Annotated in this window: 26 protein-coding genes; 16 read left to right on the top strand and 10 right to left on the bottom strand. The window is 64.6% G+C overall.

Annotated features, from left to right (window positions below):
• Nucleotides 1–107: 107 nt before the first annotated feature.
• Genes ACE1EY_RS12305 through ACE1EY_RS12290 form a run of 4 tightly spaced genes read left to right on the top strand, consistent with a single transcriptional unit; the run spans nucleotide 108 to nucleotide 3,664 of the window.
• The gene (locus ACE1EY_RS12305; protein ID WP_291514216.1) at nucleotides 108–953 is read left to right on the top strand and encodes an ABC transporter permease; all 846 of its coding nucleotides are present in this window, start codon (nucleotides 108–110) and stop codon (nucleotides 951–953) included.
• Nucleotides 950–1,708: an ATP-binding cassette domain-containing protein gene (locus ACE1EY_RS12300; RefSeq protein WP_291514217.1), complete on the top strand. Its 759-nt coding sequence runs from the start codon at nucleotides 950–952 to the stop codon at nucleotides 1,706–1,708. The genes ACE1EY_RS12305 and ACE1EY_RS12300 overlap by 4 nt, the downstream gene beginning before the upstream one ends.
• Nucleotides 1,709–1,748: 40 nt before the next feature.
• Nucleotides 1,749–2,732 carry an MlaD family protein gene (locus ACE1EY_RS12295; protein ID WP_291514218.1) on the top strand — a complete coding sequence of 328 codons (984 nt, stop codon included), beginning with the start codon at nucleotides 1,749–1,751 and terminating at the stop codon, nucleotides 2,730–2,732.
• Nucleotides 2,729–3,664: a hypothetical protein gene (locus ACE1EY_RS12290; RefSeq protein WP_291514219.1), complete on the top strand. Its 936-nt coding sequence runs from the start codon at nucleotides 2,729–2,731 to the stop codon at nucleotides 3,662–3,664. Before ACE1EY_RS12295 ends, ACE1EY_RS12290 begins: the two co-directional genes overlap by 4 nt.
• Nucleotides 3,665–3,691: 27 nt before the next feature.
• On the opposite strand, the gene ACE1EY_RS12285 is transcribed toward ACE1EY_RS12290, so the two are convergent.
• The gene (locus tag ACE1EY_RS12285) at nucleotides 3,692–4,543 is read right to left on the bottom strand and encodes an OmpW family outer membrane protein (protein ID WP_291514220.1); all 852 of its coding nucleotides are present in this window, start codon (nucleotides 4,541–4,543) and stop codon (nucleotides 3,692–3,694) included.
• 185 nt (nucleotides 4,544–4,728) lie between these two features.
• Between ACE1EY_RS12285 and ACE1EY_RS12280 the strand changes: the two genes are divergently transcribed.
• From ACE1EY_RS12280 to ACE1EY_RS12265, 4 genes are read left to right on the top strand one after another with little or no spacing between them, the layout of a single operon-like run.
• A complete protein-coding gene (locus ACE1EY_RS12280; RefSeq protein ID WP_291514221.1) occupies nucleotides 4,729–5,481 on the top strand; it encodes an ATP-binding protein in 753 nt (250 codons plus the stop codon).
• Nucleotides 5,478–6,146, top strand: coding sequence for a response regulator transcription factor (locus ACE1EY_RS12275; RefSeq protein ID WP_291514222.1), 669 nt, complete (start codon nucleotides 5,478–5,480; stop codon nucleotides 6,144–6,146). The genes ACE1EY_RS12280 and ACE1EY_RS12275 overlap by 4 nt, the downstream gene beginning before the upstream one ends.
• A gap of 57 nt (nucleotides 6,147–6,203) precedes the next feature.
• Nucleotides 6,204–6,974, top strand: coding sequence for a tetratricopeptide repeat protein (locus ACE1EY_RS12270; RefSeq protein WP_291514223.1), 771 nt, complete (start codon nucleotides 6,204–6,206; stop codon nucleotides 6,972–6,974).
• Nucleotides 6,975–6,991: 17 nt separating this feature from the next.
• Complete coding sequence (locus tag ACE1EY_RS12265; RefSeq protein ID WP_291514224.1) at nucleotides 6,992–7,699, top strand: hypothetical protein; 708 nt, start codon at nucleotides 6,992–6,994, stop codon at nucleotides 7,697–7,699.
• On the opposite strand, the gene ACE1EY_RS12260 is transcribed toward ACE1EY_RS12265, so the two are convergent.
• From ACE1EY_RS12260 to ACE1EY_RS12245, 4 genes are read right to left on the bottom strand one after another with little or no spacing between them, the layout of a single operon-like run.
• On the bottom strand, nucleotides 7,671–8,249 hold the full coding sequence (locus tag ACE1EY_RS12260; RefSeq protein WP_291514225.1) for a hypothetical protein: 579 nt from the start codon (nucleotides 8,247–8,249) through the stop codon (nucleotides 7,671–7,673). The genes ACE1EY_RS12265 and ACE1EY_RS12260 overlap by 29 nt on opposite strands.
• The gene (locus ACE1EY_RS12255; RefSeq protein WP_370300282.1) at nucleotides 8,246–8,788 is read right to left on the bottom strand and encodes a pyridoxamine 5'-phosphate oxidase family protein; all 543 of its coding nucleotides are present in this window, start codon (nucleotides 8,786–8,788) and stop codon (nucleotides 8,246–8,248) included. Before ACE1EY_RS12255 ends, ACE1EY_RS12260 begins: the two co-directional genes overlap by 4 nt.
• Complete coding sequence (locus ACE1EY_RS12250; RefSeq protein ID WP_291514227.1) at nucleotides 8,785–9,336, bottom strand: glutathione peroxidase; 552 nt, start codon at nucleotides 9,334–9,336, stop codon at nucleotides 8,785–8,787. Before ACE1EY_RS12250 ends, ACE1EY_RS12255 begins: the two co-directional genes overlap by 4 nt.
• An 11-nt stretch (nucleotides 9,337–9,347) precedes the next feature.
• Nucleotides 9,348–9,941, bottom strand: coding sequence for a DUF2845 domain-containing protein (locus ACE1EY_RS12245; protein WP_291514228.1), 594 nt, complete (start codon nucleotides 9,939–9,941; stop codon nucleotides 9,348–9,350).
• 55 nt (nucleotides 9,942–9,996) lie between these two features.
• Here ACE1EY_RS12245 and ACE1EY_RS12240 point away from each other — a divergent pair, with 55 nt between their 5' ends.
• Nucleotides 9,997–12,141 carry a protein-disulfide reductase DsbD family protein gene (locus ACE1EY_RS12240; RefSeq protein ID WP_370300281.1) on the top strand — a complete coding sequence of 715 codons (2,145 nt, stop codon included), beginning with the start codon at nucleotides 9,997–9,999 and terminating at the stop codon, nucleotides 12,139–12,141.
• A gap of 26 nt (nucleotides 12,142–12,167) precedes the next feature.
• Nucleotides 12,168–12,773: a thioredoxin family protein gene (locus ACE1EY_RS12235; protein ID WP_291514230.1), complete on the top strand. Its 606-nt coding sequence runs from the start codon at nucleotides 12,168–12,170 to the stop codon at nucleotides 12,771–12,773.
• Between the two features lie 50 nt (nucleotides 12,774–12,823).
• On the opposite strand, the gene ACE1EY_RS12230 is transcribed toward ACE1EY_RS12235, so the two are convergent.
• From ACE1EY_RS12230 to ACE1EY_RS12215, 4 genes are read right to left on the bottom strand one after another with little or no spacing between them, the layout of a single operon-like run.
• On the bottom strand, nucleotides 12,824–13,279 hold the full coding sequence (locus tag ACE1EY_RS12230) for an MgtC/SapB family protein (protein WP_291514231.1): 456 nt from the start codon (nucleotides 13,277–13,279) through the stop codon (nucleotides 12,824–12,826).
• The gene (locus ACE1EY_RS12225) at nucleotides 13,276–13,770 is read right to left on the bottom strand and encodes a hypothetical protein (protein WP_370300280.1); all 495 of its coding nucleotides are present in this window, start codon (nucleotides 13,768–13,770) and stop codon (nucleotides 13,276–13,278) included. Before ACE1EY_RS12225 ends, ACE1EY_RS12230 begins: the two co-directional genes overlap by 4 nt.
• 4 nt (nucleotides 13,771–13,774) lie before the next feature.
• The gene (locus ACE1EY_RS12220; protein WP_291514233.1) at nucleotides 13,775–14,542 is read right to left on the bottom strand and encodes a slipin family protein; all 768 of its coding nucleotides are present in this window, start codon (nucleotides 14,540–14,542) and stop codon (nucleotides 13,775–13,777) included.
• A gap of 32 nt (nucleotides 14,543–14,574) precedes the next feature.
• On the bottom strand, nucleotides 14,575–15,972 hold the full coding sequence (locus ACE1EY_RS12215; RefSeq protein WP_370300279.1) for a nodulation protein NfeD: 1,398 nt from the start codon (nucleotides 15,970–15,972) through the stop codon (nucleotides 14,575–14,577).
• 107 nt (nucleotides 15,973–16,079) lie between these two features.
• On the opposite strand from ACE1EY_RS12215, the gene ACE1EY_RS12210 reads away from it, so the two are divergent.
• From ACE1EY_RS12210 to ACE1EY_RS12190, 5 genes are read left to right on the top strand one after another with little or no spacing between them, the layout of a single operon-like run.
• On the top strand, nucleotides 16,080–16,766 hold the full coding sequence (locus ACE1EY_RS12210) for a hemolysin III family protein (protein ID WP_373928084.1): 687 nt from the start codon (nucleotides 16,080–16,082) through the stop codon (nucleotides 16,764–16,766).
• A gap of 39 nt (nucleotides 16,767–16,805) precedes the next feature.
• Entirely contained in the window at nucleotides 16,806–17,417 is a 612-nt protein-coding gene (locus ACE1EY_RS12205) for a hypothetical protein (protein WP_370300278.1), read from the top strand.
• 23 nt (nucleotides 17,418–17,440) lie between these two features.
• Nucleotides 17,441–18,193, top strand: a complete 753-nt coding sequence (locus ACE1EY_RS12200) for a ParA family protein (RefSeq protein ID WP_291514237.1) — start codon at nucleotides 17,441–17,443, stop codon at nucleotides 18,191–18,193.
• Nucleotides 18,194–18,247: 54 nt separating this feature from the next.
• Nucleotides 18,248–19,015 (top strand): SDR family NAD(P)-dependent oxidoreductase, encoded by a 768-nt coding sequence (locus ACE1EY_RS12195; protein WP_291514238.1) that lies wholly within the window; start codon nucleotides 18,248–18,250, stop codon nucleotides 19,013–19,015.
• Between the two features lie 50 nt (nucleotides 19,016–19,065).
• A complete protein-coding gene (locus ACE1EY_RS12190; RefSeq protein ID WP_291514239.1) occupies nucleotides 19,066–20,250 on the top strand; it encodes an acetyl-CoA C-acyltransferase in 1,185 nt (394 codons plus the stop codon).
• 305 nt (nucleotides 20,251–20,555) lie between these two features.
• Here ACE1EY_RS12190 and serA read toward each other — a convergent pair whose 3' ends face one another.
• Nucleotides 20,556–21,791 carry a phosphoglycerate dehydrogenase gene (serA, locus tag ACE1EY_RS12185; RefSeq protein WP_370300277.1) on the bottom strand — a complete coding sequence of 412 codons (1,236 nt, stop codon included), beginning with the start codon at nucleotides 21,789–21,791 and terminating at the stop codon, nucleotides 20,556–20,558.
• Between the two features lie 144 nt (nucleotides 21,792–21,935).
• Between serA and ACE1EY_RS12180 the strand changes: the two genes are divergently transcribed.
• Nucleotides 21,936–22,226 carry a SelT/SelW/SelH family protein gene (locus ACE1EY_RS12180; protein WP_370300276.1) on the top strand — a complete coding sequence of 97 codons (291 nt, stop codon included), beginning with the start codon at nucleotides 21,936–21,938 and terminating at the stop codon, nucleotides 22,224–22,226.
• The last annotated feature ends 299 nt before the right edge of the window (nucleotides 22,227–22,525 follow it).

The following is a 22,525-nucleotide window of genomic DNA, read 5'->3' as shown; positions in this document are numbered from 1 at the left end:
GAGGCACGTCGAGCACTTGCGCTTTACCCTCCGGCTTTCATAATCGGATGCACAGGCTGCAGGGGACCGTCACCGGTGGGTGTCGGCGGCCGCGACGGGGACAGCTCTTGGGGGACGCAAGCTCGCAAGTACAGGGCAGCCGCTGGCCAGCGGTGGGGCGACGCGTGGGTGGCTTCCCGGGTGCGGTGGGACGCAGCGCCAGCGCCTCGCTGCTGTTTGTCGTGGACCTGGTGACGTTCATGCTCCAGGCCTTGCTGCACTGGTGGCAGCGCAGCCCCGTTCGCAACCGCGCCACGCGCCGTGCGGTGGTTGTCCAGATTCTGTTCAGCGGTGTCGATGCCCTGCCCCTGCTACTGCTCATTGGCTTGGCCATGGGCATGGCGCTGACCCCACCTCTACTGATGGCAGGGTCCTCGATAGGAGAATCCGAAGAGCTGGCCCGCTTGCTGGTCGTCGGACTGGCGCTGCAACTCGGCCCCCTGCTCACCGCAGTGATCCTGATCGGGCGCAGCGGGTCGGCCATTGCGGTGGACCTGGCGCAGATGAAACTGAACCGGGAGGTGGCCGCGCTGGACCTGCTCGGGATTCGGCTCACGGATTATTTCGTGGCCCCGCGCCTTATCGGTGGTGCGATTTCCCAGCTGGCGTTGGCGATTTACTTCGCCGCCGTCGCGCTGATCGGCGGCAGCCTGATCAGCCCACTGCTACTGAGCACCGAGCAGCTGTCGCTACTGCCGGCGCTGGCCACGGCCATCACGCCCGGCGATGGCCTGATCTTCATCTTCAAGAATCTGCTCTTCGGCATGGTCGTCACGGGCACCGCCTGTTTCTGCGCGCTCAAAGTCGAGGTTTCCCGGACGGAAGTGCCGCAACGCACGCAGCAGGCAATCGCATCGAGCTATGCGCTGGTCTTCGTGATTGCCGCGTTTTTCTCGTTGCTGGAACTGCCATGAATCTCGCTCTGCAATGTCGCAATCTGACTCCTGCAGGTTATCCGTCGTCAGCCGCGGTGGATCTGGACGTCCCGGCTGGCAGCGTCCTCGTCATCGCGGCACGCGGTGGCCATCATCGCAACCGCCTGCTGTTCGCGCTCGCCGGATTGGAGCCCGCGCAGTGTCAGACGCACTCGTTGTGCGGCGTCGATCTGCTGGCCCCGGATCGCCGACGGCGCCGCCGCGCACGCAATGGGTCGGCGGTCATCAGCCACGCGTTTCCTTTGCTCAGCAACCTCAGCGCTTGCGCCAACGTCATGTTGCCGTTGATGTACCACCGCAGGATGCCGCGCCGCGATGCCATGGCCGCGGCCCATGAATTGCTCGATGCGGTGGCATTCAAAGCAGATCGCGATGCGCTGCCAGCCTTCCTGAACCAGGACGCCCGCTGGCGTGCACTACTGGCCCGAGCGCTGGGCAACGGGCCGCCGATCCTGTTTCTGGATGAGCCGTTCGAGCTGGACAGTGTGGAGGAGTGGCGGACCCTCGCCGACCTGCTGCTCGCCGTTGCGGAGCAATTCAATTGCACGCTTGTGGTCGAGACCGCCCATCTCGAGTTTGCGCGGCATCACGCGGACCAGACCATCTACCTGGACGCACAGGGGTCCGCTGTCTTCTCTTGCGAACAGGCCTTCGCGCTCACCAATCGACACACCAGCTGGGTGGCATATCTGCGCCGCCTGGGCACCTACACGCACTCGCATGCAGCCATCTGACAACAGGCCGGACACCCCGGCAATGGGACCTCCGCGCCGTGTGCACTACGTACACACGCTGGACTACAGCTGGCAGGAACGCCTGGTGGGTGTCTTCGTGATCGGTGCGTTCTTGCTGCTCATCGCGGGCCTGACATTTAACGATCGCATCGGATTTCTGCTGACAGACAGCTTTGCATTGCATGTACTCACCGACCGGGCAGAAGGCTTGAGCACACGCACGCGGGTCTACGCCGCAGGCGTTGAAGTCGGGCGGGTGCGCTCGATTGAGGTCGACGAGGCCGGGCGCATCGACGTGGCATTGCAAATTCGATCGACCTACGGCGACCTTATCCGGAGTGACTCGGTGGCCACGGTCGGCGCGCCCTCGATGCTGGGCGGCGCCACGGTCGACATCAGCAGCGGCAGCGAGCGAGCAGCTCCGGTGCTTCCGGGAGCCCGGCTTCAAGCCCAGGCGGGCGCATCGCTCAATGACGCGATCGGTGAGATCGGCCCGGCAATGCAGAATCTGGCGGACATCCTGAATCAGCTCAATGCGCCCTCCGATCAGGGCGTCTCGCAACTGCAGCAGATGGTCAACGATGTCGCCTCCGTGACGGGTAGCCTGCGTCAGCTGGGCGATTCGTTCGTGAGTGGCGATGGGACCCTGCCGCGGCTCATTCGTGAGCCCGACGCGCTGCAAGCGCTGGAGCAAACACTCGCGAACACGCAGGCATTAACGCGCGACCTCCAGCAGCAAGTCGCGGCATTCGGCCCGATGATGCAGAACGTGTCGGCGGCGACGGCAACGCTCCCGCAGCTATCCGAAAGCCTGATGGTGCTGGAAGCCAATGCGAGCCAGTTGATGGCCACGCTGGCCGACCAGGGCGAGGTCATGCCGGGCATGGTGCGGGACGTTCAGGCCCTGCTCGACGAGGTCGGCAAGACAGTCGAGGCAGTCAATACGACATGGCCAATCTCACGCGGCGTAGAACGCCAGGAAGCCGCGGAACAACCCACTCGCCAGGTCCTTCCGCCCCAATGACGCACCGCTGGATCACATGGCTGGCGGCCGGCGTACTCGCTGCATGTGTCGGGCGGCCTGATGTCGCCTCGAGCCCGTCTGGCGAAGCCGAGCAACTGCTGGGCGCAGGTCAGCGCGCCCTTGCCGCCGAAGAACTCAACCGGGCCCGCGGCCGGTTTCGTGATGCCCAGCAGGTGGCCCGCGCACTCGACGACACCGATGTGCAGCTGCGCGGACTCATGGGTGAACTGGAAGTGGCGTTGATCCGCGGTGAGATCGAAACCGCTGCCGAACTCGCACCGACTCTTGACGCATTGGCGCGACGCCAAGCCGTCCCGGCCATCACGCGAGCGCAGTCCGCCTATATGCTGGCGCGTGTCGATGCCGCGCAGGGCCACAGCCGTCTCGCGATCCAACGCGTCGAAACACTTATACGGCGTAGCGACGCGCTGGGCGAAGTTGCCCGCCTTCTGTCCTGCCGTGAACAGCTGCGCCTGGGTCCATCCGACTGCGCGGTATCTCTGCACGCGAGTGATGCAACAGTCGGCGCCCGGATCCAGCGGCTGCGCGCCACTGCAGCGGTGCGGGCGGGTGACCTCCCTATCGCGACACAGTGGCTGGAGTCGGCACTGGCCCTGTATCGGCAGCAAGGCGTTCGAGCTGGCGTGGCGGCCACGCTGGATGAGCTGGGTGCGGTGTTCCAGGCCGCCGGCAATCAACCGGGCGCCTGCGATGCCTGGATCCGCGCGCTGGGCGCTAGTCTGGCCATTCGCAGTGCGGCATCCGCTCGGCGTATCACCGCCAGCCTGTCGACACACTGCGTCGAGAATCAACGCACACGGGCAACACTCCTGCAGCTACGCGGAGCCCTGCCCGATACCGGCGCGGTTCGCTGGCACCAAGCCGCCTCGCAACTGCAACGCTTTGAAGCAGAGCGATACCAATCACCATAACCGTCCGGCCCGGTCAGATCGTCGCATTCAGAATCGATACCCCAGCAGCAAGGCGCTGATCACCGGATCGACATCGATGTGCACTTTACTGGTGGCGAGGCGCTCGCCGTTAGCCGCGTGAATCGCGATGGTCGAGGTCTCGGCCAACCGAAGAAACGACACCGACCCGATCACCGACCAGCGTTCGGAAAACCGCCAGTCGAAGCCGACATTGGCGATGTAGCCGAAGCCGCCTTCGGCTTCTGCTGAAACCGACGTTTCTCCGGGATTGCCCGTCGCCAGCGCCAGGGTGCGGCCGAATTGCTGATTGAGCGCGTCCCGGAAGTCGGGGTCCAGCTCCTCGTCGGTGTAGAACGTGTAGGTGGTGCCCAGCGCCACACTGGGGCGAAACGCGCGGGAGGGGTCGCGGAACACGTACTGGAACAACACCGTCGGCGCCCAGAGCCTCGCGGAGGCCAGCGGATTGTTCTCCGGCGCACCAAGGTCCACCTGGATCACGTTGCCAGACGGCCCCGTAGGCTGCACCACGCCTTCGCCTTTCAGCTCAAACTTCGGGGGGATGCCGCCTTCCAGCTTGACCGTGAAATGATCGGTGAACGCACGCGCATAGGCGAGCAAGATCGTCTGGGACTCGGAGACATGCGCCTTGGTGCCCGGCGAGGTGAACGTCGGATCGATACCCAGCACCGCGCCCAGCGCGCTGTCCTGCAACTCGGTGTAGGTTGGGTCGCTACGCTCTCGCGGTGAGAAATAGGCACCGCCGATGAGTAGCTGATTGTTGCCGTCGCCCCACGCGGTTGACGTGGGGCTGACACCGGTGAGGGTGATCACCGTGCAAAGGCAGACCGCCAGAGACCGGGATCGTTTGTACTCGCTCATCTCGCACCATTCGGTCGGACCACCCCCGCGCGTGACGTGCTTCGCTTGAGACCGTCTGCGGCACTGATTGTTCAGCTTGAACGTACAGCCACGCTCGGTTAACACTGGCGACAGGGAGAACTCGCTAGCCATGTCCAATAAGAACAATCACCCACCGTGGGACCGCCCCGCAGGAGGATGGCGCCGTGCCTGAGTGGTGGCTGGTCGCGGCGTTGCTCGCCGCCGGTATGGTCCTGCTGGCGGGCGTCTGTCTGCGACAGCGGCGGGCAATACAGGTCTTGCGTGCGGCCGCGGCGTCGCTGTCGTCTGCGCAGAATGCGACCGAAGCGGTCGCCACCGAGCGTGAGCGCATCTACCGGGATCTGCACGACGACATCGGCGGCCGCCTGCTCACGCTGGCCCATGGTGAACATGCGCCCGAGGTCAGCGCGCTGGCCCGCGACGTGTTGCAGGACCTACGCGCGGTGGTGTCCAGCACGCAATCGGCCGAGGGGTCGCTGCTGGAAATCCTTGCCCAGATCCGCGACGAGATGGAACAGCGGCTGGACACCATGGGCGTGGCGCTGATCTGGCAGCAGGCGCCGAACGTGCCCGACCCGCAATTGCCCGAAGCCGATGCCCTGCACCTTTACCGCATCGCCCGCGAGGCGATTAGCAACAGCGTTCGACATGCCGGTGCCTCGCGCATTCGTATCCGCGTCAGCGCAACCGATCAGCTGTTGTTGATGGACTTCACCGACGACGGCGAAGGCTTTCCGCAGGAGCGCATCGGCAAGGGGCGGGGGACATCGAACATGCGCAAACGGGCAGAGGAACTACACGGCAACATCGACTGGGATCCGGGCACCGAAGGGGGGACCAAGGTCGTGCTGCGGGTGCCGATCCCCCCATCTGAGGGGAGCCCGGCGACCGAGGTTCAGGCGATGATCGCGTCATGAACGAAGCATCCGCCAGCGACACCGCCTCCCTGCTGCAGGGTTTAGTGGTCGAAGATCTGCCCGCCTCGGCCGTCTGGCTATGCGATGTGCTGGAAGAGGTCTTCCCCGACATGGTGGTGCGACAGGCCGATTGTGTGGAATCCGGCCGCAAGACCATTGATGCCGCTGTTCCGCAACTCGCGTTGATCGATCTCGGACTACCGGACGGCTCGGGCATCGAGCTGATCCGCAAGCTGGCCCATGGCGGCCAGACGCCGCACATCATTGTTTCGACAATTTACGCCGACGATCGGCACCTGTTCCCTGCACTGAGGGCTGGCGCCACCGGTTATCTGCTCAAGGATCAGTCCCGCGACCGTGTGATCAAGTCGCTGCGCGGCATCGCGGCCGGGGAGCCGCCGCTGTCCCCACGCGTGGCGCAGCGGCTGCTGCGGATTTTCGCCCATGAACACGAAGAACCGGAGGTCCCGCTGTCGCCGCGCGAGCGCGAGGTCTTGACCCTGATCGCCAAAGGCTTTCGTCTGCCGGATGTGGCCGAGAGCATGGGGGTCACGCGCAACACCGCCGCCGGCTACGTCAAGGCGGTTTACCGCAAGCTCAATATTTCCAGCCGCGCCGAAGCCGCGCTGGAGGCCAGCAGGCTGGGCCTGGTAGGCGATTTGTAAGCACCGCGCACCACACCAGCGATTTTCAAGGCGCAAGCCGGCGCGTACCCTGCGCATATGCGCCCCGCCCTGCTTCTGATCGCGACTGCACTGGCCCAGGCGGCCATTGCCGCCGAGCCTCCGGCTCTGCACACGGTCATCAATGACCCGATCACCACTTATCGCACCGGCCCGGAAGTCGTGGAATCCGCCGAGCTGTATTTCCGCTCACAGGGGTGGAAGAACCGCGACTGGCACGACGTCTGCCTGACGCCGGACTACGTGGCCAAGCCCGCGCTTTGCGATGAACCGATGGATCACATTCCGATGACGCGGAACGTACCGCCGATCATTTCGGACCTGCGCCCCGGAATCGATGCACGCGACCTCAGCAGTCAATGGTCACTGGCCAATCACTACGATCAGGGCCGCTACATTCCTCGCGATTATCCGGAGGCGGCGAAGTGGTATGCCGTGGCCTCGCGCGAAGGCATGGCCGCAGCGCAACACGAACTCGGCACGATGTATGAGGAAGGCGTGGGTGTTGACCGTTCCAAGCAGGCAGCCTTTTCGCTTTACCGCTCGGCAGCCGATCAAGGCTACGAGCCGGCCTTGAGACGCGAGGCGCATCTGATCGCGGGCCGCGATTATCACGTCCGCATGGACGGCGGCGTGCTCTACGACCGACCGGAAGCGCTATCCGGCTACGGCCTGCGCCACGCGCTGGCTGGCGGCATGGAGGTGCTGGTATTCGACCGGATGCCGCACTGGTATCGGGTGTACGTGCGCGACCTCGATCGCTGGGGCTGGATCCGGCGCGAGCACGTCGAGTTCCGCGTCGACGGCTGACCAGGTCCATCGCGACCATGCAAATCGTCGCTCATCAACGCAGGCTCTCCGTCGCTCCGCTGGGCTGGCTAAGCGGCGGTCTGCCCTTGGTCGCCGTGCTGATCTGCACGGTGTGGTCGATGCAGCAGGGGCTGGTCCCTCAGTGCATGCCACTGCTGGAAGGTTGCACTTCGGTCAGCGCCACCGGACGCCATGGAACGCCTTATTTCATCTTCAAGGCGCTGGTGATTCCGGCAGGCGTCGTGCTCATGGCGTTCTGGATGGTCGCCGGGCTCTGGTGCCTGGACCTGCGTCGAAACCTAGCGGGGATCACCTTGCTTTGTGCGGGGTTCGCCGGCGGCCTGTTCCTGATTCTCTATGCCACCTTTCTCGGATCCGACGGCCCCTGGTACGACTGGCTGCGTCGTTTTGGCGCCCGGATGTTTTTCGCGCTAACCGCCTTTGCCCAGCTCATGCTCACCGCCGCGACCTGGCACGGCCTGGCGGATCGGCGCCCGACGACCCTGCGGATCATGCTGGCGCTTTGCATCGTGCAGCTCGGAATCGGGCTCGCCAGCCTGCCGGCACCATTGCTGCTGGACGATCCGGATGCGATCCAGAACCTCGTCGAATGGAACTACGGACTGGCGATGCTGCTGTTCTTCCCCGCGGCCGGCGAACTGATGCGCCAGCAGGGCCTGCGACTGGGGCTGACCGCTAGGGCAGCCGCCGAAACCCGAAGCTGACCAGCATCAGCGGAATATGCGAGGCCACGGCCGGCACGCTGAGCACCATGTCATTGGGAACGGCGAAGCAGTCGCCGGGACGAGTGTCCTCGGGAACGATAAAACGATGCTGCGCCAGACTGGCGTGCTGGAACAGGAAATCCGTGTCCCCGGAGAGCACATAGGTCAGCGAGGCCACGCTATGCTCGGGCTGGTGCGCCGGAATCTGCTGCCCGCGGCGCACCACCAGCACGTCGGCCGATTGCAGGGCGATGGCGCTGGTGTTCATCAGTGCCCGACAGAACTTGACCGCACGCAGGCGCAGCAATTCCGCTTCCGGCACGTCCCAGGCATCGAATTCCTCGATGCGCGCATGCCCTCCGGCACGCGGCGCCGCGCGGGTCCGGTCTTCCTCAGCCTCGGCCAACGCCTCGAACAAGGCCTCGTGATAAAGCGCATTGTCATCGAAGCGAATACGGCCAATCGTGGGGGTTCGGTGCACCAATTCGATTGAGAGGTGTTGTGGCCACACGGGGATGGCGCCGCTGTCGATCTCCATTGTCTGGGTCATGGGGCAATCCTCTCCGGCGTCCAGCCGTGCAGGCGGCGAAAACGAACCCGGCGATGTCTGTCATCGCCCAGCTCCAGCAGGTCGATCTGCTGCACCGTCAGACGCAGCAACGCGAAATGAGCACGCCCTGCATCCTCGGGCATTTGTTCCGGCGACGGCGCGACAGGCTCACCCGGTGCGCTGACCAGAGCGTACTCCCGTCGCTGCCCGGTGTGCAGCGACGACCACGCCGCGTCGACCGCCTCACCCTGCGTGTCCACCGCCCCTTCACCCGACAACCGCAGCTGCCAGCGGCGGCTGGCGTCGTAGACCATCCACTCCGCGGCGGGGTTTTGCTGCAGGTCGCGAACTTTGCCGCTGCGCGCATCGGTGTAGGCCGTCAGACACTGCGCAGCGCGATCCACGCCTCGCAAGACAACGGTCCGCACGGCGGGCCGCGTCCGAGCACTGGTGCCCAGCGCACCCAGGCGCATCGGATGCCGCGGCTCGGCGACGGCGGATTCCAGCGCCTGCCAGAGTCTGTGCCAATCGTCGCTCAAGATCCCAGCGCGTCTTCGATCGCCCGGACCAGTTCGGGGTCAGCCGGTTTGATTGCGCTGGGAAAGCTGCGAATCACCTGTCCGTCACGGCCGATCAGGTATTTGTGAAAATTCCACTGCGGGTAACCGCGGTTGTCGGCGGCCAGCGCGACGTAGAGCGGATCATCCGTGCCTTCCGCCGTTGGCGTCTTTTCGAACATCGGAAAGCGCACGCCGTAGGTCAACCGGCAGAATGACGCCACCTCGGCCTCGGTGCCGGGCTCCTGTCCACCGAAATCATTGGACGGAAAACCGAGCACCGCGAAGCCCTGCTCCCTGTACTCATCGTAGAGCGATTCCAGTCCGTCGTACTGCGGCGTGTAACCGCATTTGCTGGCGGTGTTGACGACCAGCACGACCTGATCGGCATAGGCCTCACAAAGGCGCACGGCCTCCTCACCCGCCAGGCGCCGCTTGCTGACATCCAGCGGTCCATCACAAGTGGCTTGCGCCCAGGTCGTTACAGACAGCAGCGCTGCACCCAGCGCAAGTGTGTTCCATCGCTTCACGTTCGATTCCTTCATTGTGACCGGTAGCCGCGCTCGCCCACTTCCACATCAACGACGCGGCCATTCTCGATCCAGGCGATCCGGAGCAATTGATCCGGTCCAAAGTTGTAGATCCATCGTTCTCGCACGACTTCCACCCGATGTCCCTTCAGGTGCGCGCCGTAGCCGCGGTAGTCACGCGGGCCGACCGGTCTGAGCACGCGAGCGATCTCGGTGTCGTCCGGCTGGCCGCATTGGACGATCAGACGAAACTTGGAGAGCCCCTCGACCACATCGAAGGATCCGCATCGGCCTTCGCCCGTCGACCGGAAGCCGTAACCGTCCTGATCGATATCGATCAGCGAGCCGCGCCGGAACCGCAGCACGCGAATGAGCTGGCGCGGCCCGAAGTTGTAGTACCAGGTCTCGCTATCGGCGGCGACCGCATGACCGAGATAGTAGTGGCCGGCCGCATCCACCAGGTCCGGCTCACCGCAGAGCGAACGGACGCGCAAGCGGCTATCGCCCGTCTCGACGATCTGGCCATCACAGCGGAAAGCCGCCTCGGCCTCCGGCATGACGAGCAGCGCAGCGGCTGCGAAAAATATCGCGATTATCGGTCTCATACCCTGTGAGACAATCGTCCTCGGTCATCGTCGTCCATTCAGCCAGACCTCATCGATGGAACAATCTTCCCGCTACGCTGCACGCCGCGCCGCCGGCCCGCAACGTCTGTCTGCCCTCGCCCATCGCGCAGTGGCCCTGCTGCTGGCCGCCTCGACTCTGTTGCCGCTGGGGCTACAGGCCGAACCGGTTCGCCGTGATCACATCAATGTCGAGCTGGTGGCGGCGATGGACGCAGCCGTGCCGGGCGAACCGCTAACCGTAGCGCTACGCCTGGAGCCGGACGACCACTGGCATACCTACTGGCGCAACCCCGGCGACTCCGGTCTACCCACGCGCATGAGCTGGACCCTGCCGGAGGGCCTGCAGGCCGGCGATATTCTGTGGCCGTTCCACGAGCGCCAGCCAATGGGGCCGCTGACGAACTTCGGATACTCGGGCGAGCATTTCCTGCTGACCGAAATCGACATCCCGGACACGCTAGAGGCCAGCACGCTACCGCTGGTGGTCGCCGCGAGCTGGCTGGTCTGCGATGACGTGTGCATACCCGGCTCAGCCGATCTGACACTGGAGCTGCCGGTCCGCGACGCCGCACAGCCTAGTCAGTGGGCGACTGCACTGGCGGCCACCCGCAAGCGCATCGCCACCCCGCTGGTCGTGCCCGCGCAATACGCCGTTGACGGCGATCGTCTTCGCATCCAGCTACAGCCAGACGCACTGGGGGATACCGCCAACGCCGTTTATTTCCCGGCAACGCCCGAGCTGGCCAGCAACACCGACGAGCCGGTGTTCCAGCGCACTGACGATGTGCTGGAAATTTCAGTCGGCACCAGTGAATACCTGGGAGAACCGCCGACGCACACCGAGCATGTCGTCGTGCTCGACGACGAACGCGCCGTGCGCTTTCAGGCGCAGCTCATCGGTCCCGAAGCACTGGTTCCGGTGGAGGCCGCATCGGCTCCAGGTGGCAGCGGTTTCAGCCTGTGGCTGGCGATTCCGTTCGCGCTGCTGGGCGGCCTGATTCTGAACCTGATGCCCTGCGTGTTCCCGGTGCTGTCGATCAAGGCGGTGTCGGTGGCGCAGCAGTCGGGCAGCGAGGCCGCGCACCGGCGCGCCCATGCACTGTTCTACACCGGCGGCGTGGTCGGCGGGTTTGTACTGCTCGCGATCGGTCTTCTCGTATTGCGCGAGGCCGGTGAACGCATCGGCTGGGGCTTTCAACTGCAGTCGCCGGTGTTTGTCGCGATCCTGGCCTGGGTGATGTTCATCCTCGGGCTGAGCCTGGCCGGCGCCTTCGAGGTCGGAACACGCCTGATGGGCATTGGTGATTCGCTGACGCATCAAGGGGGCAACCGCGGCGCGCTGATCACCGGCCTGCTCGCCTGCCTGGTTGCCACCCCCTGCACCGCGCCGTTCATGGGGCCGGCGATGGGTTTTGCGATTACCCAGCCCGCCGTGATTGCGCTCACCGTGTTCGCCGCGCTGGGCCTGGGCATGGCGCTGCCGTTTCTGCTAATCGGCTTCGTGCCGGCGGCGGCGCGGCTGCTGCCACGACCCGGCGCCTGGATGCTGACCTTCAAGCAGCTCATGGCCTTTCCGATGTACCTGACGGCCGTGTGGCTGATCTGGGTGCTGGGCCGGCAAACCGGCGTCAACGGCATGGCCATCGGCCTGACCGGCATCGTGCTGCTGGCCTTTGCCGTGTGGCTCTGGGGCCGCCGCCCGGCATCCGGTCCGCAGCGCGTCGTGCTGGCCGCCATGGCCTGGGCCGCGGTGCTGCTGGCGGGCGTGCTACTGGCCTCGCCACTGCTCCGCAGCGCACCGGCGCAAGCCGTCGAAACCACCTCGGCCCATGGGGGCGACTGGGGCGACTACGCGCCGGACCGCGTGGCGGCATTGCAAGCGAACGGCCAGGCCGTGTTTGTGAATCTCACCGCGGACTGGTGCGTCACCTGCCACGTGAACGAACGCGTGGCGCTGAACACGGGCGAGGTGATCGCGGCAATGGAACGCGCCGGCGTCACCAGACTCAAAGGAGACTGGACCAATCGTGATCCGGTGATCACGACGGTGCTAGAACGCCATGACCGGACCGGCGTGCCGCTTTATCTGCTGTATCCCGGCACGGCCGGCGCGGCGCCTCAGGTCCTTCCGCAATTGTTGACACCGCAGCGAGTGATTGCTGCGATTGACGCACTCTGACCCCGTTTTGCCCAGGAGGCTCGACCATGCGCAAGCTGCTTGCTCCGATCGCCCTGCTCGCCCTGTCTGTCGGTACCGTGGCCCAGGCCAAGGTCGCACCCGGCAATCCCGCTCCTGACTTCACGCTGCCCAGCGCGTCAGGAGAGACCATTTCGCTCAGCGATTTCAGCGGCAAGACCGTGATTCTCGAATGGACCAACCACGGCTGTCCGTTCGTCCAGAAGCACTACGACAGCGGCAACATGCAGTCGCTGCAAACGCAATACACCGGTGACGAGGTGGTCTGGTTGTCGATCATTTCGTCAGCGCCCGGCAAGCAAGGCCATGTGACGCCGGACAAGGCCCTGGCGCTCACGACATCCCGCGAAGCGGCACCCACGCATGTGCTGCTGGATGAAGACGGCACGGTGGGCAAAATGTACGGCGCCAAGACCACGCCGCATATGTACGTGATTGATGAGGAAGGCACGATGCTGTCCTACATGGGCGCCATCGATTCCGTCCCCAGCGCCGACAAGGCCGATATCGACATGGCGACCAATTACGTGAAAACGTCCATGGCCGCGCTGGCTCAGGGAGAGCTGCCAGACCCGGCGTCAACGCGCCCCTACGGCTGCTCGGTCAAGTACTGACGATTGCAAACAACCGGCAAGGCGCTGCGCGCGTCTTGCCGGTTGCTCTGTCACTTCTTCCGCGGGCCGACTCCACCCAGCACATGTAGCGTGAACAGCGTGAGCAAGGTGACGCTCAGCGCGACAATCCACGCCTCGACCGCGACGATGACACCGACACCGGCCACCATCAGCAACGAGGCCGCGGTGGTCAGGCCGCGCACCCGATCCTGGCCCGACACGAAAATCGTGCCCGCGCCGAGAAACGACACGCCGGCGACAATGGCCTCGACCACGCGAATCGGGTCCGTACGCATCGCGTTACCGGCATCTGCGCCGAAGCGGTCAATCAGCAAATCGGCCGACCCCACCAGCAGGGCGGCGGCGCCACCCACCAGCATATGGGTGCGAAAACCGGCCGCCTTGCCATCGGTCTCACGCTCAAAACCGATGATGCCGGCCAAGGCCATGGCGACAGCCACCTTGCCGACCAGTATCGCTTCTGGAATCACAACGTCTTGAATCACAACGTCGGAACCTCCTTGCTCCGGCCATTCAGATAATTTTCGAGCGCCTGCAGTTGGCCGAGGTGCGGCTCAACGCCGGCCCAGTCCTTTCGTGACGGAGCGGCCTTGGTCGCGTTCTGCAATTCGATCAACTCCGATTCGAATTCGCCTTGCTCGATCATCCCGGCGGCACGCATGTCCTTGAGACGCTGGATCTGCTGCCGCTGCTCGCTGTCGTCCACGGCGCCCTGGGTGAGCGCAGCCCGTGCCTCGGCGATGCGAGCCCCGTGCGCCTGGAACTGCGCGGCGCTGTCATAGCCAGCGGCGGCGAGACGGTCAGCCTTGTGCTTCGACTGCGTGGCCTGCGCGGAGTTCTCGGCCGCAAGCTGGTGCAAGGCCAGACGGGTTTGCATCCAGCGCTGGACATCCGCTTCGCTCAGCCCGCCGGCCACGGCGGCCAGCGCCAGGCCCGGCATCACCAGCGCAATCCAAAGCCACTGCCGCCGCCGCATCGGATCAGCCCTTGTCGGCTTCGAGTTTGGCCATCAGCGGTTTGATCAGGTCCATCGGCAGCGGGAAGATGATGGTCGAGTTCTGGCCGCTGCTGCCGGTGCTGACGTCGAGCAGGGTTTGCAGATACCGCAGCTGCATGGCCTGCGGCTGGGCCGATAGGGCCTTGGCGGCCTCGGTGAGCTTCTCGGCAGCCTGCTGTTCGCCCTGGGCATGGATCACCTTGGCGCGCCGCGAGCGTTCGGCCTCGGCCTGGCGGGCAATCGCGCGGATCATCGATTCGTCCAGATCGACATGCTTGATCTCCACATTGGAGACCTTGATGCCCCAGGCGTCGGTGTGGCGATCGAGAATGGTCTGGATGTCCTGGTTCAGCTTGTCGCGCTCGGTGAGCATGTCGTCCAGCTCATGCTGGCCCAGCACCGAGCGCAGCGTGGTCTGGGCGAGCTGGCTGGTCGCTGCGTAGTACTGCTCCACCTGCAACGTCGCCTTGCCGGCGTCGACCACACGGAAGTAGACCACCGCGTTCACCTTCACCGAGACATTGTCACGGGAAATGACATCCTGGGTCGGCACGTCCATGACGATGACGCGCATGTCGACCTTCATCATTTTCTGCAGAAAGGGAATGACCAGTATCAGCCCCGGCCCCTTGGTTCCGGTATAGCGACCCAGGGTGAAGATGACGCCGCGCTCGTACTCGTTGAGGATCTTGATCGACGAAACGATCAGACCGACAACGGCCGCGACGATGATGGAAATCAGTGGTGTCATGTGCAACCTCCGTCGTTGTTCGTGCCAACCGGCTAGTCGGCGCGTTGTATCGGCTCGACCTGCAACTCCAGACCCTCACGGCCCGTGACGCGAAACCGCTCGCCGGCCTCCAGTGCCCGCGCAGGACGAATCTTCCAGGTTTCTCCGGCGACGACCGACCAGCCAGCCTCACCGGCGGCCAGCGGCGTGTCGGCATAACCGGTTTCTCCATTCAGGGCTTCGGAGGCCGTGGACACCGGCGCACTGCGCGATCGCATGAGCATCCACATGCTGAGCCCCATGCCGGCGCAGCCCACCAGGGCAACCCCGCCGATCACGCCGAGGTTGACGCCGTAGCCCGGCACGTCGGCGTCCATCAGCATGATGGAACCGAACACGAACGCGGCGACACCGCCCAGCCCGAGCGCACCGAAACTGGGCGCGAAGGCTTCAGCGACCATTAGCGCGACGCCCAGCGCCATAAGCGCGAGCCCGGCGTAGTTGATCGGCAAGGCCTGGAAGGCGAACAGGGCCAGCAGCAGCGAGATCGCACCGACCACGCCAGGCACGATGGCGCCGGGACTATAGCCCTCCAGCAGCAGGCCGTAGATGCCGATCATCATCAGGATGTAGGCCACGGTGGGATTGGTAATGATCGACAGCAGTTCGATGCGCCAGTCCGGCTCGACGCGCTCCACGGTTAGCGCTGCCGTATCCAGCGTGATCTGCCCGCCGGACACCTGCACGCTCTGACCGTCGATCTGAACCAGCAGATCGGCGACATCGGTGGCGATCAGATCCACCACGTTCTGCGCTTTCGCGGCATCTGCCGACAGGCTGACGCCTTCCCGAACCGCGCGCTCGGCCCAGTCGGCGTTCCGGCCGCGGCGTTCGGCAAGGCCACGGATATAGGCCACGGCATCGTTCACTGCCTTGCGCCGGGAGGCCGTGCCGGCGTCAGCGGGACTGTCGGCTCCGGCGTCGTCCGCCTCGGCGTCTTCGCCCTCGTCATCGTCATCGTCCGGCGAAGACTTCGGCTCAGGAGAACCGCCGGGCGAGCCGCCGACGGGAATGGGCGTCGCCGCTCCAAGATTGGTGGCCGGCGCCATCGCCGCGATGTGACTGGCATACAGAATGTACGTGCCGGCGCTGGCGGCCCGTGAACCGGACGGCGATACGTAGGTCACGACGGGAATCGGGCTGCCGAGAATGCGCTTGATGATGTCGCGCATGGCGCTGTCCAGCCCGCCGGGCGTGTCCAGCTCAAGAATCAACAGGCTTGCGCCGTCAGCAATCGCCGCATCCAGCGACGACTCAAAATACGCGGCGGTAGCCGGGCTAATCGCGCCATCCAGGGACACGAGCACGGCCTGACCGGAGGCGTCGGCCCGGCTATCGGGGGCGGCGAGCAGCGCGCTCAAACCGACCAGCAGTAGAGCAATCCATTGCATGTGGCGAGCCTACCACCACTGCTCGGTCAACGCCGTTACCGCAGCGGTCGTTAACACCTGCCGGGCATCGGTGACCGGACGGATGACAAGCGCCGGGGCTTCTGCCAATGTCTGGGTTCCCTACGCTTGATCCGGTGCTACCGCGCGTGAGCGTGACCTATTCAATCGGCGAAGAAGTCGCCAACACCGTGACCCATGGTCTGGGCGCCGTGCTGGGCATTGTCGGCCTGGCGGTGCTCGTCGCGTATGCCGCGCCCACCGGGGATATCAAGCTCATCGTCGGCTGCAGCGTGTTCGGCGCCACGTTGATCATCACCTACGCGGCATCGGCGCTTTACCACGGCATTCCGATCGAGACGGCCAAGCCGGTGCTCAAAGCCATCGATCACGCTGCGATCTATCTGCTGATCGCGGGGACGTACACACCCTTCACCTTGTCCGTGCTGGCGCCCCCCTGGGGTTGGAGCCTGTTCAGCGTGGTCTGGGGCCTCGCCGTGGTCGGGGTGATCTTCAAGGTCTTCACCGCCGGGCGCTACGAATGGTTTTCGGTCGCGCTTTACCTGGGTATGGGCTGGGTCGCGATTGTCGCCACCAAGCCGATTATCGAACTCTTCCCGACCGGTGGCATTCTGCTCGTGTTCGGAGGCGGCATCGCCTACACGCTGGGCGTGGTGTTCTATCTGTGGCGTTCGCTCCGGTACCACCACGCAATCTGGCATGTGTTCGTGATCGCCGGCAGCCTGCTGCATTATTTCGCCGTGCTGCTGTACGTCATCCCATTTGTTGACAGCTAAAACGAATCCACCCGTGGCGGTGCAGCGAATAGTCTGACGATGAGCAAGCCGCCACCCAGCCCCGCCGAACACTCGCCACGTACGCCGCGGGCGTTACGTCAGAAGATTGCGCAGCGGGCGCCGGAGTTGGAACGCCGCGCCTACGCACGGTTTGCCCGACGTAGCCGATGGGGCTTCGAAGTCACACGCGTGCTGCCGATTCTGCTCGGCACCTCGATTGGCCTATGGGCCTTTGCCCCGCTGGACACCATGCGGCTATTGACCCCGTATGTGGGCGCCGCAGCCCTGATCTGCGCCGGGCTCTACCTCTTTCGCGTGCTGGCCCGCATCGGACATTTTTCCAACGAACATCTGGCGCGGCTACCCGAACCCAATCGGCCATCGCTGATCCGGTTGAAACGCTCGCTGTACAAGATGGCGAGCGTCCTGGTCGGCACGCTGATCATGGCGGGTTGCTACTTCGTTCTATCCGCCATGGTGCTGTCCGAGCCTCGCGGCGCCAGCGAACCAGGTTTGCTGTGGACACTGCCGATCGGCGGGTTGGTCCTGTCGATTTTCTTCGGTGAGGCCGTGACCCGACTGATCGAGGTCGTCGAGGAAACCATGGAGCAGATCGCTGCGTCGACACCACCGGCCTCCCCCGAAGACTGAGTTCGCTGCGTAGAATGCGCGCCATGCAAACGCTGGCTCTCTACCATCTGAAAGGCGGCGTCGGAAAAACCGCCGCGGCGGTCAATCTGGCCTACCTTGCCGCTCGTGACGGCTACCCGACGCTGTTCTGGGATCTGGACCCGCAAGGTGCCGGCTCGTGGTACCTGGAGGCCGAGGCCTCGGAGGCCATCGATGCCGACAAGCTGGTCAAAGGCAAGCTCGCCGTCGGCCGCCTCGTGCGCCCGACCCGATTCGAGAACCTGTCGCTGATGCCGGCTGATTTCTCGCTGCGCTACCTGGACATTCTGCTGCGCAAGGTCCAGGGGAACGACGCCCTCAAGCGACTGTTGGCCCCGTTCCGGGAGATGTTCACGCTGGTGGTGCTGGACTGCCCTCCCAGCCTGTCGCATCTGGCCGCAAACATCTTCGCCGCCGCCGATGCCGTGGCGGTGCCGATTGTCCCCAGCCATTTGTCGCTGCGCGCATTCGACTTCGTGCACGAGGAATACAAGGCGCAAGGCCATAAGCCACGGCGCCTGCACCCGTTCTTCTCGATGGTTGATCGGCGTCGCCGGCTGCACAACGAATTGCTTGTAGACGCACCCAAACGGCTGAAGCGTCGGCTGGGTACATCCATCCCCTATGCGTCCGTCATCGAAAGAATGGGGCAGGAACGTGCCCCTGTCGGTAGTTTTGCGCCTCGCCATCCGGCGTCGCTGGCCTACGAAGCCCTCTGGCAGGAGCTCAAGCAACGACTCCCGGAGTTCTCGAACTGACCGGGGGATGCGGTAGGCTTTCGTCCCCCAACAAACAATGAAGAACGAAACCAAATGGAGTTGAGAGACAGCACAGTTCTGGTCACCGGCGGAGGCTCTGGCCTCGGCGGTGCAACGGCCCGCGCCCTGGTGGCTGCCGGCTGCCGCGTGGTCATCGCCGATGTGAACGCCGAAGGCGGCCAGGCGCTTGCCGATGAGCTGGGCGAATCCGTCCGCTTCATCCGCACTAACGTGACCGACGAAGCCGCCGCCAAGGCCGCTGTCGACACCACCGTCGAACTCGGTGGCCGGATCGATGCCCTGATCAACTGCGCGGGTATCGTCGTGGCCGGCAAGGCGGTCGGACGCGATGGCCCGCATGACCTCGCGGCCTTCAGCCGCTGCATTCAGATCAACCTGATCGGCACGTTCAACATGATTCGCCTAGCGGCCGCTGCCATGCAGCAGCAGGACGCCAACGCGCAGGGCGAACGCGGAGTCATCGTCAACACCGCCTCCGTCGCCGCCTATGACGGCCAGATCGGCCAGGCTGCGTATGCGGCCTCCAAATCCGGTGTGGTGGGCATGACGCTGCCGCTGGCCCGCGAGTTCGCGAAGACCGGCATTCGCGTGCTGACCATCGCGCCAGGCCTGTTTGAAACACCAATGATGTCGGCGTTGCCGGAAGCGGCCCGCGAAGCGCTTGGCGCCATTACGCCGTTCCCGTCACGGCTCGGAAAACCGCACGAATTTGCCGAACTGGCCTGCCATATCCTGACCAATACCATGCTCAACGGTGAGACCATCCGCCTGGATGGCGCCGTGCGTCTGCCGCCAAAATAGTCGGTCCGAGGACCGACGCGAGCGACCCCGTTCCAAGAGGATTTTTTGTAATGAGTGACGACCCGATTGTGATCAGCGGTGCCATCCGCACTCCCATGGGCGGCATGATGGGCAGCCTGTCCGCAATGACCGCTTCCGAACTCGGCGCCCTGAGCATCGGCCAGACACTGGCCGCGTCGGGCATCGCACCGGATGCGGTCGATGAAGTGATCATGGGCAACGTGCTTGGCGCGGGACAGGGCCAGGCGCCGGCACGCCAGGCAGCGCTGGGCGGAGGACTGCCTACCCGCGTGAGCTGCCTGACGATCAACAAGATGTGCGGCTCCGGCATGAAGGCAGTGATGCTTGGCCATGACCTGCTCAAGGCGGGTTCGATCCAGTCGGCCGTGGTCGGCGGCATGGAATCGATGACCAATGCGCCATACCTGATGCCCAAGGGCCGCATGGGTTATCGCTTCGGCCACGCCGAGCTGCTGGACCACATGGCGCTGGACGGGCTGGAGGATGCCTACGAGAAACGCACGCCGATGGGCGAATTCGCAGAGCGGACCGTGGAGAGCTACGGCTTCACCCGAGAGGACCAGGATGCCTTCGCCATCGAATCGCTGCGCAGGGCTCGTGAGGCCAATGAAGACGGCACCTTCGGTTCTGAAGTGATCGCTGCCACGATCAAGGGTCGCAAAGGCGATGTGACCGTCGAACAGGACGAGCAGCCCTTCAAGTCCGACCCGAGCAAGATTCCTTCACTGCGGCCCGCATTCCGCAAGGACGGCACGATCTCCGCCGCCACCGCGAGTTCGATCTCGGACGGTGCGGCCTCGATGCTGCTAACGCGGCAATCAAAGGCAGAGTCGCTGGGCCTGAAACCGGTGGCGAGGATACTCGGCCATGCCTCGCATGCGCGCATTCCAGCCGAATTCACCATCGCCCCGGTTCACGCCATCCGCAGCCTGCTGGATCAGCTGAGCTGGTCCGCCGGCGACGTCGACCTGTGGGAGGTCAATGAGGCTTTTGCCGTGGTCGCCATGGCCGCGATGAAGGACATCGGAATCCCGCATGACAAGCTGAACGTGCATGGCGGCGCCTGCGCCCTCGGCCACCCGATTGGCGCCTCCGGCGCGCGCATCCTCGTGACCCTGCTCAACGCAATGGAGAAACGCGGCGCCAAGCGCGGCGTGGCATCGCTATGCATCGGCGGCGGGGAAGCCACGGCTGTCGCCGTGGAGCGTCTCTAGCCAGCATCAACGCAGCACGCAAAGCGCCCCGGTTTAACTGGGGCGCTTTGGTGTCGGGCACCGAATTCTGCTGGAGACCTAGGGAAACTCTGATCTATCCCGCCGCCAAGTTGCCGCCTGAAAACAGGCCAGGCAAGGCGCGAGAAGCGAAGTTTGGTCATTCCAAATAAGCGACGAGTACCCATTCGCCGGGAGCGAATTGAAACCGCCGATGGCGGGCCCGCCGGGGGAGGCGCATGGACGCGCCGACTAACGCCGCATGGCCTGTTTTCAGGCGCAATCCGTATGGAACGGGCCGGTTTTCCCTAGTACAGCAGCCGCGTCCGCAACGTGCCTGGCAAGGCGGCGAGCTGCTGGCGCATGGCATTGGCGCCCTGCGCATCGGCATCGATGTCGATGACCACGTAGCCGATCGAGCCACGGGTTTGCAAAAACTGGGCATCAACGTTGACCCGGCTGCCCGAGAACACATCGTTCACCGCCGACAGCATGCCCGGACGGTTTTCATGGATGTGCAGCAGGCGCCGCGAACCGGCGTGCTCGGGGAGCTGGACCTCGGGAAAATTGACGGCCGATAGCGTGGATCCGTTATCCGAATAACGGATCAGCTTGCTCGCCACCTCGCCGCCAATATTGACCTGGGCCTCCTGCGTGCTGCCGCCGATATGTGGCGTGAGCAGCACGTTATCGATGCCGACCAACGGTGATTCGAAACGATCCTTGTTGGTCTTGGGCTCCTTGGGGAACACATCGACGGCGGCACCGGCGAGATGGCCATCTTTCAACGCCTCGGCCAGCGGTTCAATCTCGACCACGGTGCCGCGTGAAGCGTTGATGAGCATCGAGCCCTTGCGCATGGCGCGGATCTCACTCTCGCCGATCATCATCCGCGTGGCTGGCGTGTCCGGCACGTGCAGGGTCACGACATCCGAATGTGCCAGCAGGTCACGCAGGCTGGAGGCCGGCCGGGCGTTGCCCATGGCCAGCTTGGGCTCGACATCGTGGAACAGCACCTGCATGCCCAGCCCTTCGGCCAACACGCCAACCTGCGTGCCGATGTGTCCGTAGCCGACGATACCCAGCGTCTTGCCACGGACCTCATAGCTGCCGCTTGCCGACTTCAGCCAGCCACCGCGGTGGCAGGCCATGTTCTTCGCGGGAATGCCGCGCATCAGCATGATCGCCTCGGCGAGCACCAGCTCGGCCACGCTGCGGGTATTGGAATAAGGCGCGTTGAACACCGGGATTCCGCGCCGCTCGGCCGCTTCCAGGTCCACCTGATTCGTGCCGATGCAGAAACAGCCCACGGCCATCAGCCGCCGCGCCTGGGCAAAGACATCTTCGGTCAGTTGTGAGCGCGACCGAATCCCGACCACATGAGCATCGGCGATGGCGGCCTTGAGGTCGTCCGACGACAAGGAACCGTCGCGGTAATCGATCTGGGTGTATCCGGCGTTGCGCAGCGTATTCACTGCCGATTCGGCGACGCCCTCCAGCAAAAGTATCCGAATCTCTTCACGCGGGAACGATGTTGCGGTCATGCCTGGGGACCCTGCTCTGGCTGAGGCGCGCGAGTTTGCCTGATTTCGCCACCGAATCGAACGCCGTGGCGCAAATCGCACACGGATATAGCTCGCGGGGTTCTACGACTACACTGGAAGGACGACGTCATCCGCCCATCACTCATGCCCGACAAGCCATCCATCGCCATCGAGTACTGCACACAATGTCGGTTCGTTCTGCGCGCGGGCTGGCTGGCGCAGGAGCTGTTGTTCACCTTCGCCGACGACCTGGCGGAGGTCGCGCTGCGCCCGTCCTCCGGTGGCAGGTTCCGCGTTCTTCTGGACGAGGCGCCGCTGTTCGACCGCGCCGACCATGGTCGCTTTCCCGACGCCAAGGAGCTCAAGCAGCGGATTCGCGACGTCATTGCACCCGGCCGCGATCTGGGCCATTCCGATCGTAAAACGGAGGCTTAAGAAAACACTGAGTTATTCACACCACCAAGACGGAGTCGGTTTTCCCGCAAGCCCAGGCGGAGTGAGCGCGGTTTGGTCATTCCAAATGAGCGAACGACACGAATGCGTATGGAACGTATTCGGACGGCCGGAGGCCGGCCCGAAGGGCGAAGCGCCTGGACGCGCTTCGCAACGCAGGCTTGCGGTAAAACCGGCCCGTTCCGTACGGTTTGCGCCTGACAACAGGCCATGCGGCGTTAGTCGGCGCGTCCATGCGCCTCCCCCTGCGGGCCCGCCTTCGGCGGTTTCAATTCGCTCCC

Origin of the sequence: Abyssibacter sp., from assembly GCF_964229365.1 — a bacterium.
In the GTDB taxonomy this organism is placed as follows: domain Bacteria; phylum Pseudomonadota; class Gammaproteobacteria; order Nevskiales; family OUC007; genus Abyssibacter.
This window is presented reverse-complemented; position numbering and strand designations above follow the sequence as displayed.